This window comes from Qipengyuania psychrotolerans (assembly GCF_019711355.1).
Taxonomy (GTDB): domain Bacteria; phylum Pseudomonadota; class Alphaproteobacteria; order Sphingomonadales; family Sphingomonadaceae; genus Qipengyuania; species Qipengyuania psychrotolerans.
The window spans coordinates 452,173-467,294 of record NZ_CP081297.1 but is presented as its reverse complement, the minus strand read 5'-3'; the positions used below and the strand labels follow the sequence as shown (position 1 = coordinate 467,294).

12 protein-coding genes are annotated in these 15,122 nt (G+C 59.7%); 10 read left to right on the top strand and 2 right to left on the bottom strand.

Annotated features, from left to right (window positions below):
* Nucleotides 1-16 precede the first annotated feature (16 nt).
* Complete coding sequence (locus K3166_RS02225; RefSeq protein WP_247714696.1) at nucleotides 17-1,321, bottom strand: sulfotransferase family protein; 1,305 nt, start codon at nucleotides 1,319-1,321, stop codon at nucleotides 17-19.
* Nucleotides 1,322-1,440: 119 nt separating this feature from the next.
* Between K3166_RS02225 and serS the strand changes: the two genes are divergently transcribed.
* From serS to K3166_RS02210, 3 genes are read left to right on the top strand one after another with little or no spacing between them, the layout of a single operon-like run.
* Entirely contained in the window at nucleotides 1,441-2,721 is a 1,281-nt protein-coding gene (gene serS / locus K3166_RS02220; protein ID WP_221423086.1) for a serine--tRNA ligase, read from the top strand.
* Entirely contained in the window at nucleotides 2,718-3,482 is a 765-nt protein-coding gene (surE, locus tag K3166_RS02215) for a 5'/3'-nucleotidase SurE (RefSeq protein ID WP_221423085.1), read from the top strand. The genes serS and surE overlap by 4 nt, the downstream gene beginning before the upstream one ends.
* 44 nt (nucleotides 3,483-3,526) lie before the next feature.
* Nucleotides 3,527-4,651, top strand: coding sequence for a potassium channel family protein (locus K3166_RS02210; RefSeq protein ID WP_221423084.1), 1,125 nt, complete (start codon nucleotides 3,527-3,529; stop codon nucleotides 4,649-4,651).
* Here K3166_RS02210 and K3166_RS02205 read toward each other — a convergent pair whose 3' ends face one another.
* Nucleotides 4,652-5,062, bottom strand: a complete 411-nt coding sequence (locus K3166_RS02205) for a DUF1761 domain-containing protein (RefSeq protein WP_221423083.1) — start codon at nucleotides 5,060-5,062, stop codon at nucleotides 4,652-4,654. It lies immediately after the preceding gene.
* A gap of 91 nt (nucleotides 5,063-5,153) precedes the next feature.
* On the opposite strand from K3166_RS02205, the gene rimO reads away from it, so the two are divergent.
* The 7 genes from rimO to eda all read left to right on the top strand — a co-directional run bounded on the left by rimO (nucleotide 5,154) and on the right by eda (nucleotide 15,096).
* The gene (gene rimO / locus K3166_RS02200) at nucleotides 5,154-6,527 is read left to right on the top strand and encodes a 30S ribosomal protein S12 methylthiotransferase RimO (RefSeq protein ID WP_221423082.1); all 1,374 of its coding nucleotides are present in this window, start codon (nucleotides 5,154-5,156) and stop codon (nucleotides 6,525-6,527) included.
* A gap of 249 nt (nucleotides 6,528-6,776) precedes the next feature.
* On the top strand, nucleotides 6,777-9,122 hold the full coding sequence (locus K3166_RS02195; RefSeq protein WP_221423081.1) for a GGDEF domain-containing phosphodiesterase: 2,346 nt from the start codon (nucleotides 6,777-6,779) through the stop codon (nucleotides 9,120-9,122).
* Nucleotides 9,123-9,357: 235 nt separating this feature from the next.
* Nucleotides 9,358-10,155 (top strand): transglutaminase-like domain-containing protein, encoded by a 798-nt coding sequence (locus K3166_RS02190; RefSeq protein ID WP_221423080.1) that lies wholly within the window; start codon nucleotides 9,358-9,360, stop codon nucleotides 10,153-10,155.
* Nucleotides 10,156-10,245: 90 nt separating this feature from the next.
* Nucleotides 10,246-11,694, top strand: coding sequence for a glucose-6-phosphate dehydrogenase (gene zwf / locus K3166_RS02185; RefSeq protein ID WP_221423079.1), 1,449 nt, complete (start codon nucleotides 10,246-10,248; stop codon nucleotides 11,692-11,694).
* The gene (gene edd, locus K3166_RS02180) at nucleotides 11,687-13,501 is read left to right on the top strand and encodes a phosphogluconate dehydratase (protein ID WP_221423078.1); all 1,815 of its coding nucleotides are present in this window, start codon (nucleotides 11,687-11,689) and stop codon (nucleotides 13,499-13,501) included. Before zwf ends, edd begins: the two co-directional genes overlap by 8 nt.
* 3 nt (nucleotides 13,502-13,504) lie before the next feature.
* On the top strand, nucleotides 13,505-14,485 hold the full coding sequence (gene glk, locus K3166_RS02175) for a glucokinase (protein ID WP_221423077.1): 981 nt from the start codon (nucleotides 13,505-13,507) through the stop codon (nucleotides 14,483-14,485).
* The gene (gene eda, locus K3166_RS02170) at nucleotides 14,482-15,096 is read left to right on the top strand and encodes a bifunctional 4-hydroxy-2-oxoglutarate aldolase/2-dehydro-3-deoxy-phosphogluconate aldolase (protein ID WP_221423076.1); all 615 of its coding nucleotides are present in this window, start codon (nucleotides 14,482-14,484) and stop codon (nucleotides 15,094-15,096) included. Before glk ends, eda begins: the two co-directional genes overlap by 4 nt.
* The last annotated feature ends 26 nt before the right edge of the window (nucleotides 15,097-15,122 follow it).

Here is a 15,122-nt window from a genome sequence, read left to right as displayed (position 1 = left end):
CCTCTTCTGCGTCAGCTCAAACCGCAGCCAGGGCCGTATCGTTCGCCACCATCGCATTATCGACCGGGATATCATAGGTGCGGACATAGTCGCCGAGCCGCTCGCTCACCTCACCCTTGCTCAGACCGAACTCCGCCAGCGAGTATTGGTGCGGTGTGCGCTTCTGCGCAGCTGACCTGGCAAGGAATGCTTCCATTCCCGGCACGGCAGGCTCGATGTCGAAATCGAGGAATTCGTAGACCCGCTCCATCGTGCCGCGCCAATCGCGGTCCATCGCATCGAATTGAACGTCGATCATCCGGTCTTTCGGAATGGAATCCCGGGCCGAACGCATTCGATTGATCATCAGTTCTGTCTTGCGGAGCCATTCCCGTCCCACTGCCTGCGGCGAGACATCGTCCGAGTAGATGATCGTCTGGTTCCATGCGAGCGATGCCGCGCTGCCCACCACCGATTGCGGGTCGCGGTGCGTGAAAATCAGCCGCGCGTCAGGAAACACTTCGAGCAAGGCGGGCAGGTCCAGCATGTGCTGAGGTGTTTTCAATATCCACGGCCTGAGCGAGCTTTCCTGCTGTGACCAACCGATCAGTCGGAGGAGGTTTGCCATATGGCGATATGCCGGCACCGCGCTCTGCCCCTCGCACCAACGGGCGTAGGTCGGGACCTGCCACTGCGCTTCGAACTTCATGCCGTACATGCTGGACGCAATGAGCCCGAGCTCTTCCTCCGGTTCGAATGGACCGGTCGGATGGATCGATAGGGTGCGCGGATTGGCCAGCCGGGCGACCTTCATGATCCGCGATGCCAGCTTGGGCCTGAAATCCTCCTGCTTGCCTGCCATGACTTCTCCGAAATCGGGGCGCGGCACAGGGCTGATCGTTTCGAAGCTGCGTAGATGGGCAAAGCGCCGGTCGCTGGCGAGCAGGCGGTGCATCCGGGTAGTTCCCGAACGCATGGGCCCCACGATGATGACGGGCCGGCGGATCGGGCGGGACAGGATCTCGGGATGGCGGGCGAACCATTGCTGGGCATACAGCCTGTCGCGCAAGAGGTGATGGAACTGTTTCACAGCGGAAAAATCACCTGCCGCATTCAGCCGGGCTTCTTCCTTTACCGAGCCCAGCATGACTTCGAGCGCAGCGGCGAACCACGGGTCGCCAAAGTCATCGAGCCCATAGGTTTCGCTGACTTGTTCACGGAGAAAGTCTGCCTGCAAACATGCTGGGTCCACCAGGCCGACCTTGCGCCCAGCCCTGATCGCGGCGTCCATAAAATCGATGAAGCGGGTCCGGCGCGGCGGCGTAAGCGGGGGGCTTTGCAAGTCTAGTCGTCCTTCATCCAGCTTCGCACGGCGTCATGCCTTCTCACCGTCCACAATGACCGAGCGCGATAAGTGTTTCCCCACTGGCCAAGCGCGCGTCCAAACGGCATAGCGCGGCCATGCACGACATCGCCTATATCCGCAGCCACCCGACCGAATTCGACGCCGCCATGAAGATGCGCGGCGGCGAGGCGGTTTCCGACAGTATCATTGCTCTCGACCTGAAGCGGCGTGAAGCCACCACCAAAGTGCAGGAAGCGCAAAGTCGCCGCAACGATGCGTCGAAGGCGATCGGCCAAGCTATGGGCCAAGGCGACAAGGACAAGGCCGAAGCTCTCAAAGCGGAAGTCGCCCAGATCAAGGCAGCGATGCCCGAATGGGAAGAGGCAGAGCGCGAAGCGTCTGCCGAGTTATCCGAGCTGCTCGCCAGCCTACCGAACATTCCGGCCGCTGACGTCCCTCCGGGAAGCGACGAAAACGAGAATGTCGAAGTGTCGCAGTGGGGCGAAAAGCGCGACTTCGCTTTCGAACCGCAAGAGCATGCCGACATCGGCCCTGCCTTGGGCATGGATTTCGAAACCGGCACGCAGCTTTCCGGCGCGCGTTTTACATTCCTTCGCGGCGACATGGCACGCCTCCACCGCGCGCTCGCCCAGTTCATGTTGGACCAGCAGACGCGTGAGAACGGCTACACCGAGTGCAATCCGCCCGTACTGGTCAATGATGATGCCATGTACGGCACGGACAAGCTGCCCAAGTTCGCCGAAGACAGCTTCCGCACGACCGATGGCCGCTGGTTGATCCCCACTTCCGAAGTCAGCCTGACAGCGTCTGTCGCAGGTCATATCCTGGGCGACCTTGCCGAACCGACACGGCTCACTGCTCACACCTTGTGCTTCCGCAGCGAAGCCGGTTCAGCCGGACGCGACACGCGCGGGCTCATTCGCCAGCACCAGTTCGAAAAGGTCGAGCTGGTGAGCATATGCCGGCCCGAAGACAGCGAAGCAGAACACGAACGCATGGTCAGGTGCGCCGAGGGTATCCTCGAAGCACTAAACCTGCCGTACCGCCGCATGCTGCTGTGCGTGGGCGATATGGGCTTTGGAGCGCGCAAGACGTTTGACCTGGAAGTCTGGTTGCCCGGGCAAGATGCCTACCGCGAAATCTCTTCTTGTTCGAACACCGGGGAATTCCAGGCGCGCCGCATGAACGCACGCTACCGCCCGGAAGGCGAGAAAAAGACCCGGTTCGTTCACACGCTCAACGGTTCCGGCCTCGCCGTCGGCCGCACGCTTGTCGCGGTGATCGAGAATTACCAGAACGAGGACGGCAGCGTCAGCGTGCCGGAAGCACTGGCGCCCTACATGGGCGGCGTGACGCGGCTGGAACCTGCCGCGTGAGGATCCTGCTCACGAATGACGACGGCATCCGCGCCAAGGGCCTCGAAGTTCTCGAAGGCATAGCGAGGCAGTTTTCCGACGACATCTGGATCTGTGCGCCCGATGAAGAACAGTCCGGCATGGGCCACGCCCTGACCCTGACGCGCCCCGTAAGATTGCGCGAACATGGAAATCGGCGGTTCTCGGTGACCGGTACGCCAACCGATTCCGTCACCATGGGCCTGCGCAAAGTCATGGACGGCCCGCCCGACCTGATCCTGTCCGGCGTCAATCGCGGTGCGAACCTTGGTGACGACATAACCTATTCTGGCACAGTCTCGGCCGCCATCGAAGGCGCGCTGGCAGGCATTCGCTCGATTGCCATGAGCCAGGTCTATTCCAGCGAAACTGTCGGCGACGGCGTTCAGTTTGGGGCAGCGATCGAATGGGGCGCCAAAGTGCTCGCCCCGCTGCTCGAGACACCGCTTCCAAAGCGCACGCTGGTGAATGTGAATTTCCCACCGCGCCCGGCCAGTGAAGTCAGCGGCATCAGGGTGACGCGGCAGGGCTTTCACGACTATTCACGCGGAACCGTGGTCGAAGGACGCGATCCGCGCGGGTTCGAATATTTCTGGTTCGGTCTCGAACCGATCGAACACACGCTCGATCACGGAACCGACCTTGAAGCGATCGAAGAGGGCTTTGTCTCGGTCACCCCGCTCCACCTCGACCTCACGCATCATGCCTCGCTTGGTGCGCTGGGCCAGCGGTATGAAAGCTAAGTCCACTTGACCACTTCCCCGCCCTCGCCCACCTAAGGTATTGGATGAGCAGCCAGAAGCAGATCGACCGGCTTGTACCGGACAAACAGCCAAGGGCCTATCGCGGCCCGCGCTTCAAGCCGTTGCGGCGTGCGGTCAGAATACCGGTGTGGGGCGACCTGGGCATCCGGCTGGGCCTGGCCTTATTGCTGATCACCATTGTCGTGATGATCCACTGGTGGGACCGTGAAGGGCTGGTCGACAATCTGGATGGCGAAGTCAGCTTTCTCGACGTGATCTATTTCACGATGATTTCGATCACCACGACAGGTTTCGGGGATATCGCGCCGATTTCGGACAGGGCGCGGTTGGTGGAAGCGGTGATCGTGACCCCAATCCGATTTGCAGTGTTCTTTATCTTCGTAGGCACCGCCTACAATTTCATCATCAAGCGCAGCTGGGAGAAATGGCGCATGGCCCGCATTCAGGAGCAGCTGTCGAACCACATCGTGGTGCTCGGCTATGGTATTTCCGGCTCCGAGTCAGTCGGCGAATTGATCGATCGCGGGACCAATCCCTCATCTATCGTCGTTATCGATCCGAGCGAGGAGCGCCTTGCCGATGCCGAGGCGCTGGGTTGCAATGTCATGGCGGCAGATGCGACGCGCGACCAGACTTTGAGGGCGGTTCGTATTTCAGAAGCGCAGAACGTGCTCGTTTCCGCTGGACGTGACGACACTTCGATACTGATCGTCCTGACGGTCCGCGCAATGGCGCCCAAGGTACCAATCAGCGTGGTTGTGCGGGCCGACGACAACGAATCGCTCGCCCGGCAAGCAGGCGCCAACAATGTCATCAACCCGGTGCGCTTCACCGGCCTGCTGCTTGCAGGTTCCGCCAAAGGCGAACACATCGCGGATTATCTGGCCGATCTTGCTTCGGTATCAGGCCGCGTCCAGCTGGTGGAACGCGAGGTTACCGAAGACGAGTGCGGCTGCGCAATCGATGACCTTCGCACCGGGGGCCGCGGACTTCGCATCTACCGCAACGGGCGCGCGATCGGCTTCTGGGAAGACGAATGCCAAAACCTCCAGAAAGGCGATATCATCGTCGAAATCGTCGCTACACCCAATGGCGAAAATCACGGCGACGGCCATGTTCGGGACGACCGGAAAAAGACGGGAGCCTGATCAGCTCATCAGCGCGTGCACCAAACCCATCGCGATATAAAATAGCAGCCAGTAACCCGCATCAATCCAGAACAGCGGCTTTTTCGCGTCCTGAAACAGATAGTTGGTCCAGAGTGCAGGCACGATAAATCCGAGTGCGACGCCGAAGGCCGTCATGACCTTCACAACCGTCGACAGGTCCTTCGCATAGCTGGCGAAAGTGTGTGCCAGCGTCCAGCTTGCCAAGATGGCGAGGAGGAAGGTGAAACCGTAGAGCTTGGCCGGATTGATGTTTTTGAGATCGTCTTCGGTCTTGCCCATGGCGACCATCCAGCTCTTGCCCATCAACGGGCCGTACCAGATACCGCCCACCAAGAATCCTGCCAGCGCTGCCAGCACCACCGCCAGCCAGTTTACTGCGAAAATATCCATGGTTCCCCTCCCCGTTCGCGCGCGACCTGCGCGGATGCTAGCGTAAAGCCGTAAAGGCGTGTAGAGGCGCGCGCAATCTACGGACATTGGCATGAACACCGCAACATCATCGATCCCCGACCAGAAGAAGGTCGGCATGGTTTCTCTCGGCTGCCCCAAGGCGCTCGTCGACAGCGAACGCATCCTCACGCGCCTGCGCGCTGATGGCTATGCCATGAGCCCTGACTATGCCGGGGCTGATATCGTTCTGGTCAACACCTGCGGCTTTCTCGATTCCGCCAAGGAAGAGAGCCTTCAGGCCATCGGCGAAGCGATCCAGGAAAACGGACGCGTCATTGTTACGGGCTGCATGGGCGAAGAGGCTGACGCAATCCGCGCTGCTCACCCCAGCGTTCTCGCGGTAACCGGCGCACACCAGTACGAGCAGGTGGTCGAAGCGGTGCACACGCACGCCCCGCCGAGCCAAGGCCCCTACATCGACCTGATCCCGCAGCCGGACGTCAAGCTGACGCCGCGCCATTACAGCTATCTCAAGATTTCCGAGGGCTGCAATCACTCCTGCGCCTTCTGCATCATTCCTGACCTGCGGGGCAAACTTGCCAGCCGCCGGATCGATGCGGTGCTGCGCGAAGCCGAAAAGCTGGTCGCTGCTGGCACGAAGGAACTGCTGGTTATCAGTCAGGACACCTCGGCATACGGTGTCGATACCCGCCATGAAGAGCGGATGTGGAAAGGCAATTCCGTTCGTGCGCACATGACGGATCTTGCGCGCGAATTGGGCCAATTGGACACCGGAGGCGGCGTGCCGCCATGGGTCCGCCTGCACTATGTTTACCCCTACCCGCATGTTGACGCGGTTATCCCGCTGATGGCGGAAGGACTGCTGACGCCTTATCTCGATATCCCGTTCCAGCATGCCAGCCCCAAGGTGCTGCGCGCCATGCGGCGCCCTGCCAACGAGGCGAAGGTGTTGGAACGCCTGAAAGTCTGGCGCTCAATTTGCCCGGACATTGCGGTTCGTTCCAGCTTCGTGGTCGGCTTCCCCGGTGAAACCGAGGAAGATTTCCAATATTTGCTTGATTGGCTAGAGGAAGCGCAGCTTGACCGCGTCGGCGCATTCCGTTTCGAACCCGTCGAAGGCGCGCGGGCAAATGCCCTTCCCGACCCTGTTCCGGAAGAGCTCAAGGAAGAACGCTTCTCGCGCATCATGGAAGTAACCGCGCGGATCAGCGCGGCAAAATTGTCGGCCAAGGTCGGCAGGACCATGAAAGTCATCATCGACGAAGTAGGCGAGGCAGACGAGGACGGCGACGTCGGGGCAACTGGCCGCAGTCAGGCCGATGCTCCGGAAATCGATGGTGCGGTCTATCTGCGCAACGTCCCTCAGGCGGTTTCGCCAGGGGACTTCGTCGAGGTTGAGATTGAAGAAGCCGACGATCACGACCTTTTTGGCGTAATTGTATAAAAACGGCACCTGCAAAATCGCCGGCTTGTTAAGATATTCTGGAAGTCTTTGAGAACCCCTAACTCCCGCTGAAATACGGAGTTTTCGACCCGTCAGACGGCCGAGTGCTGGCCGAACGGGACAATTTCGTTAACTCAAGCCCCTTAATCGGTTTTAACCATCGAAACCCGCAGTTTTGCGACGTCGGTCATATAAATCTCGCGCCGCGTTGAAACATTCTTAACATTAACCGCCGCATAGGGGCGGGTGATGGTCGAGAAAACCGCCCTCGCTCCAGCGCACAGCGCCAAGAAATCGCAGGCCCTGCGGCCGCGATCGACTGGAATGCTGAAGCGCATACAACACCTCCTTTGGGGCGGTGCGATCGCGTTCGTCATGCTGGCGGTGATGCTGCTCGAACCAATTGACCAGTTCTCCTGGCTGCTTCAGTCCCGTATCGCAGACAAGCACCCCTCTGGGGATATCGTTTTCGTTGGCGCAGGCGGAGTTGAGAACACCTCAAGGTCTTCCGAACGTGAAAAGCTCGCAGCAGCGCTACGTTCGATGGAAGCCCGCGGCGTTGGGAAGATCTATCTGGATTTCGTTTTAAAGGAAGGCGAGAATTCTGCTGCAGACCAGGATCTAGCCAAAGCAATCCAGTCACTCGGTCCGCGCATCGCCCTTGTGGACCAGATCGAACTTAATATCGACGGCTCCGGAGAAACCTACGAACGTTCTGATGCTGCTTTCGTGAGCACCGGTGGCCGCGTCGTAAGCGACCGCACGGATAGCTGGTTCGGATATACATGGCAGTACAATCTTGATCATTACGCACTCGGTAACACATCATTCTTTCCTGCCTCACTAGCTGGCACGCGGACGACGGCAAACAGCAAGCTTATTGTCGATTATGGCTTCCACCCAGATCTGATCCCTACTGCCGACCTCGATGACTTTGCACAGAACAAGCCATTGGACACCGATATCAGCGGCAAGACGGTGGTTATAGGCCCTGGCGCATCGCTCACCGATTTGAGCATGAAAGTCCCTGGTCGCTACAGTGCACCTCCCAGCTACATCGCGATCTACGCGGCGGAAACGCTAAAATCGGGCCGTAATGGTTTTGTTGGCGCCATGCCGATTTTCCTGTTCTTCATGACGGCTCTTGCAATTCTCATATTGAGCAATCCCTCCCGCCCAGTGCGCAGAGCGGCGTATCTCGGCGTCGTTCTGGCTTTGCCTATAATTCTGTACGCGGGAGCGAAACTCGGCGTACGGGTCGAGCTGTCATATGTCGGTGTGCTCCTGATTACATACGGCATTCTTCGCTCGCGGGCGCGTTGGAGAATGCGCCTAGCCAATGTTGATAGCGAGACCGGCCTGCCCAAACTCCGACTACTTGAGCAGTTGATTGCCAAGGCAGATATTCCTCGAGGCCACATCATCGTCGCTCGGCTTCACGGCTTCGAGCGTGTCCTGAAAACACTCGGTTCGGCCCAACGCGCAAAGTACGTGCACAGGCTGGTCGATCGACTGCGCGCCGCCGACAGCGAGTTGACGATATACATCGATGGGCACAACCTCGCGTGGGAAACAGATGAAAACCGCGCAGATGTTTTGATCGAACATCTCGCAGGCCTGCGCGCCATTTTTGCGGCCCCCATCCAGATCGGCGACGAGAGTGTGGACGTTGGCATTACCTTCGGTGTCGCAAGCCTGGTTGATGCCGGGCGCGACGCTGTGGCCGCCGCGGCGGCCGCTGCTGAAGATACCTCCGAAGCGCACGACCCAATCCATTTTGCAAAGGTTGCGGATCGCCACGATGAACTGTGGGATATTTCCCTTCGTGCGCGGATTGATGACGCGATGGAAGCCGGCGAGATCTACTGCGTTTACCAACCAAAGGTCGACATGATCGCGGGCGAGATGACAGGTGTAGAAGCACTGGTGCGCTGGCACGATCCAGATCGTGGCTTCATCTCGCCGATGAAATTCATTGCCCAATGCGAAAAAGCCGGGCGCATGGAACACCTGACCCGGTACGTGCTCCAGACTGCATGCAACGCCGGACGGCTACTGCATTTCCGCGGAAGCCAGCTTTCGATGGCAGTGAATATCTCTGCGACCTTGCTGGGAGACATGCGTATCGTGGGGCTTGTACGCGATACTATCCAAGCCACCGGATACGATCCCCGTTATCTGGTGCTTGAAATCACCGAGACCTCGCGGATCGGAAATCTCGAGACTGCGGCTGCGATCCTGAATGAATTGAAGTCGCTCGGCCTGCGTATTTCCATCGATGACTTTGGTGTTGGTGCTGCCAATTTCGAAGCGCTTTACGAACTGCCGTTCGACGAACTGAAAATCGATCGTCTGTTCGTCGACAGCATCAGTACAAGCGCCAAGGCGCGTGCAATAGCTTCCAGCATGGTCGCAATGGGAGCAGCCTCGCGAATCACCGTGATCGCTGAAGGGGCCGAAGACGAGAAAACCCTTCAAATCCTTAACGAAATCGGCTGCCGGTACGTCCAGGGCTACGCTTTAGCGCGGCCGCTCTCTTTAACTAACCTATTGACATACAAGGTTTCTCTTGCGGAGAGCAAAACCGGGACATAGTTAATACTTTACAAACAAGCATAGTTAATGGATTGCTTTCTGTTGAACCACAACAGGAGGTAACCCATGTGGAGTTTCTGGAGATGGCTTCTCGGCTGAATTAGTTCAGTCCAGGACCAAAATAAAATAGTTCAAAGGGCCCCCATCGCGGGGCCCTTTTCTCGTCTAGGGCCTGTGTGTTTTCCAGTCTTCTCGGGGATACGAAACATTGTCGGCTCAGCCGCGTTGTCCGGTCATGCCCATAGCCATCAAAAGCAGCTTCGCCTTTTCCCTTGAACGCGAGACCGACGTTTTGCTGCAATTCGAAGCAGCGGCGATCCCCGAACAAGACATTCTGAGTATGCAGACTGACCTGTCCGAAGCTCAGCACTGCGCCCATGTCCCAGCCCAAGACGCCATCGGCGAGCGGATCTGGCTGCGTGCCGTGGGTGAATTTGAAGTCAGCTACACGGCTGAAGTCGAAATCCGCCGAGAATTGGCCAATTTGTCCGACCTGTCGGCACTGTCTCCGCACGAAATGCCAGGCGGTGCAGTCGAGTATCTGTTCGACAGCCGTTATTGCGCGGCAGACCGGTTCCAGACCTTCGTCGAGGACGAGTTTTCCGGGACCAGTGGCGGCGCCCGTATCGCTGCAATACAGGATTGGATCTCGCGCAAATATTCATATGTGCCCGGCGCATCCGGACCACAGACTAATGCCCTGGACAGCTTCGTCGAGCGGCGCGGTATTTGCCGTGACTATGCCCACACCGTCGTCGCGATGGCGCGAGCCAGCACGATCCCTGCCCGCTACGTGGCGTGTTACGCGCCGGGAGTTGAACCGCAGGACTTCCATGCTGTCGCCGAGGTCTTCCTGAACGATCCGAATATTGAAGGCGGCGGCGCGTGGCAGCTCGTTGACGCCACTGGCATGGCCGACCCTGCCCAGATCGTTAAAATCGGTGTCGGCCGAGACGCGGCTGACGTCAGCTTCATGACCACTTTCGGTGCAAGCCAGTTCCTGCGCAGTTCCGTATCGGTCGAGGAAATCTGAAAAGAATAGGAATGCAGCTAACTGGCGCCTGACCCGCAGCGCTGGTAGGCCAGCATCCGAAATGGGGAGAAAGCCGCCAATGGACGGTATATGCACGAGCTAAGCTTCACCGCCGATCGCCTGCTCTTGTTCGGAGCGACCGGCGATTTGTCACAGCGCATGTTGTTGCCATCGCTATGTGCTCTCGACGCAGATGGCCTGCTCGATGCGAAATTACGCATCATCTGCACGGCCCGCTCAGAGATGACCAAGCAAGAATTCCGCAACTTTGCGCGGGAGGCTCTGGAGAAATTCCTTCCCGCTCAACGCCGCGGCGGGCTTGCCAATTTCCTCAACCGGCTCAGTTATGTACCAGTCGATGCGACCACCCCCGAGGGCTATGAAGAACTGGCCCGCGAAGTCGGCGACTACAGCGGCCTGGCGATCTTCCTCTCCACCGCACCGAGCCTGTTCGAAACGACCATCCGCGGGCTGGAAAAGTCCGGCCTCACCAAGGGCAACGTCCGCATTGGCCTGGAAAAGCCGCTCGGCACAGATCTGGCGAGCAGCGAGGAAATCAACGATGCCGTCGCCGCAGCCTTCCCGGAGGGGCGAATTTTCCGGATCGATCATTATCTTGGCAAGGAAACGGTACAGAACCTGTTGGCTTTACGTTTCGCCAACATCCTTCTCGAACCGGTGTGGAATTCGAATTACGTCGAGCATGTCCAGATAACGGTCGCGGAAACGGTCGGCCTGGAATCGCGCGTTGCCTATTACGACGATAGCGGCGCCCTGCGTGACATGGTGCAGAACCATATGCTCCAGCTGCTCGCACTGGTGGCGATGGAGCCGCCTACCAGCTTTGATTCCACTGCCGTCCGCGATGAGAAAGTAAAAGTCCTGCGTGCCCTGCGCGAGGTTCAGGCCGACGAAGTAGTCACTGGTCAATACCGGGCCGGTGCTGTCGATGGTGCCAGCGTTCCCGGCTACGACGACGAACTGGGCAAGGAAAGCGATACCGAGACCTTTGTCGCAGTGAAGGCGCATGTCGACAATTGGCGCTGGCGCGGGGTGCCATTTTACTTGCGGCACGGCAAACGCCTGCCCGAGCGTGTGACCGAAATCGTCATCCAGTTTCGCTGCATCCCGCACTCGATCTTCGAGGGCCGCGGAGCCACGACCCAGCCCAACCGGCTGGTCATTGAAATCCAGCCCAAGGAAAATATCCAGCTGACGATGATGGCCAAGGTGCCGGGCTTGGGCCGCGAAGGTCTGCGCCTGCGTCCTGTGCCCCTCGACATCGCAATGCCGGATGCTTTTTCCGACACGGTTCGCCGGATCGCTTACGAACGACTTTTGCTCGACCTTATTGAAGGCGACCAGACGTTGTTCGTGCGGCGCGACGAGGTCGAGGCTCAGTGGGAATGGATCGACCAGATCCGGCAGCTGTGGTCCGACAACGAAACCAAACCCAAGACCTATTCCGCAGGCACCTGGGGGCCGAGCGCAGCGATCGCGCTGGCCGAACGCGATGGGGTTACCTGGCACGATGACTAGACCGCTGAACGATACGATCCACAAGGTGACGCAGCGCGTCATCGAAAATTCCAAGGCCAGCCGCGCGGATTATCTCGACCTGATGAACCGCGAAGGCGACCGTCAGGTTAACCGGGATTCTTTGTCCTGTTCCAACCTGGCCCACGCTTTTGCCGGAGCCGAGGAAGATCAGCAGGCGATCAAGGTTGCCAAGGGCCCGAACCTGGGGATCGTTACCTCTTATAACGATATGCTGTCGGCCCATCAGCCTTATCACCGTTACCCGGAACGGATGAAGATCTGGGCCCGCGAAGTCGGCGCCACTGCGCAGGTTGCAGGTGCCACACCGGCCATGTGCGACGGTGTGACGCAAGGTCAGGACGGGATGGAGCTGTCGCTGTTCAGCCGCGATACGATAGCGCTGTCAACAATCGTCGCGCTGAGCCATGCCATGTACGACGGTGTCGCCCTGCTCGGCATTTGCGACAAGATCGTCCCGGGATTGCTCATGGGGGCGCTGCGGTTCGGGCATCTGCCGTCGATCTTCATCCCCTCGGGACCGATGGGGACAGGCATTTCCAACAAGGAAAAGCAAAAGACCCGCCAGCTGTACGCAGAAGGCAAGGTTGGCCGTGACGAATTGCTCGAAAGCGAAAGCGCGAGCTACCATTCGCCGGGCACTTGCACTTTTTACGGCACGGCAAATTCCAACCAGATGATGATGGAGATGATGGGGCTCCATGTTCCCGGTGCGGCATTCGTGCCGCCCGGCGTGAAGCTGCGTCAGGAAATTACCCGCGCTGCCACTCACCGTCTCGCTGCGATTGGCAAGGAAGGCGGCGACTTCCGCCCGCTCGCGCAAGTGATCGATGAAAAAGCGATCATCAACGCGGCGATCGGCCTTTTGGCGACCGGCGGTTCCACAAATCACGCCATCCATATCCCGGCGATGGCGCGTGCCGCAGGCATCCGCTTCGACTGGACCGACCTTGCCGAACTGTCGAGCGCGGTGCCGCTCGTCGCGCGCGTCTACCCCAATGGCTCGGGCGATGTGAACCATTTCCACGATGCCGGCGGCATGGGCTACGTGATCGGAACGCTTCTCGACGAAGGATTGGCCCACGGCGATATTCTGACGATTTGGGAAGGCGGATTCGAAGCCTATTCCCGCGAACCGGGCATGGACGGAGATACCCTCACCTGGCGTGATCCGGGTCCAAGCGGCGATACAGAAATGCTGCGTCCCGCATCGCAGCCCTTCCAGGAGGACGGTGGTATGCGCCTGGTCGAGGGCAACCTTGGCCGCGCCTGCTTCAAGTCATCTGCGGTAGAGCCTGAACGCTGGACGATCGAGGCACCTTGCCGGGTCTTCGAGGACCAGCATTCGGTGAATGAAGCGTTCTCCAAGGGCGAACTCGACCGCGATGTCGTCGTTGTTGTCCGGTTCCAAGGCCCGCGAGCGAACGGTATGCCCGAACTGCACAAGCTCACCCCCGCGCTCGGCGTATTGCAGGATCGCGGATACCGGGTTGCTCTTGTTACCGATGGCCGCATGAGCGGAGCGAGCGGCAAAGTGCCCGCAGCTATTCATTGCACCCCCGAGGCGCTCGGCGGAGGCCCTCTGGCGCATTTGCGCGATGGGGATATCGTGAGGGTCTGCGCACAGACCGGCACGCTGTCGACTACGGCCGATCTGGATAGCCGCGAGGCAGCCCCCAACCCCGCACCCGATGCCGGTATGGGCCGCGAATTCTATGCCATGTTCCGCGCGAATGCCGACGGGGCCGAACAGGGCGCCTCCTCAATGCTCGCAATGGCAGGATTGTAAGACATGGAACTCGTCAGCGTCGATATTGGGGGTACGCACGCCCGCTTTGCCATCGCGACCATCGCCGATGACGGCAGCATCACCCTGAGCGAACCGGAAACCCTGCACACGGAAGATCATGTAAGCTTTCAAACCGCGTGGGAAGATTACCGCAAACGCATGGGCGGGAGCCTGCCTCCCCGCGTTTCGATGGCCATTGCAGGTCCAGTCGGCGGGGATGTCATCCGCTTCACCAATAACCCCTGGATCATCCGTCCTGCGATGGTGCGTGAGAAGCTTGGCGTCGATGCCTATACGATCGTCAATGATTTCGAAGCTGTGGCCCATGCCGTTGCACGCGCCAGCGAGGACCAGTTCCTCCACATGACGGGCCCCGAAGGTCCGCTTCCTGCAACCGGCCGGTTGACCGTCCTCGGCCCTGGCACAGGCCTGGGCGTGGCGCACCTCTACCGCGAACCTGATGGCACATACCGCGTCTCTGCCACAGAGGGCGGCCATATCGACTTTGCTCCGCTCGACAGCATTGAAGACGCTATCCTTGCCCGGCTGCGTAAACGGCATAACCGCGTATCGGTCGAACGCGTCGTTGCCGGGCCGGCAATTTCCGACATCTACCAGACGCTGGCTGCCATGGAGCAGAAAGCCGTTCCAGAAGTGGACGATATCGAAATCTGGACCAAGGGCATGAGCGGCGAAGACAGCCTTGCCGCTGCTGCGGTCGACCGGTTCTGCCTGTCGCTAGGCAGCGTTGCAGGCGACATGGCGCTGGCGCACGGTGCCAAGGGCGTCGTGATTGCGGGCGGCCTTGGATACCGGCTGCGCGACACGCTGCTGAAATCCGGCTTTGCCGAACGTTTCCGCGCCAAGGGCCGTTTTGAAAGCATGATGGCGGGCCTTCCGGTCAAGCTCATCGTCCATCCTCAGCCGGGCCTGTTCGGCGCGGCTGCAGCCTTCTCCTCCGAACACGGGAAAGACGCCAAGTGAGCCAGATATCCGACATCATGCAGACCGCGCCGGTCATTCCGGTCATCGTGGTCGACGAGGTTGCTCATGCACAGCCGCTGGCCCGTGCGCTGGTTGCGGGCGGCCTGCGCGTACTGGAAGTCACATTGCGCACTCCCGCCGCGCTCGAGGCGATCCGCGAAATGCGCAAGGTCGAAGGCGCCATTGTCGGTGCCGGTACCGTGACCAACCAGCAGGAACTGGCTGACGCCATCGCTGCGGGTAGCGAATTTATCGTTTCACCCGGCCTGACCGAACCGCTCGGCAAGGCGGCTATCCGCGAAGGCATCCCCTTTCTTCCGGGCATCGCCAATGCCAGCGACATCATGCGCGGGCTGGATCTTGGCCTCACGCATTTCAAGTTCTTCCCGGCGATGGCTGCAGGCGGATTGCCGGCGCTCAAGGCGCTGGCAGCGCCCTTCAGCCAATGCCGCTTTTGCCCGACCGGCGGGATTTCGGAGAGCAATGCAGCCGAATGGCTGGCTTTCGATCCCGTACTTTGCGTCGGCGGCAGCTGGGTCGCTTCGCGCGGCCCGATCGACGAAGCCGCAGTTGAAGAAATAGCGCGCAAGGCAGTGCAACTGGGGCAGTAAGAATCAACATCTGTGCCGTTTCGTTA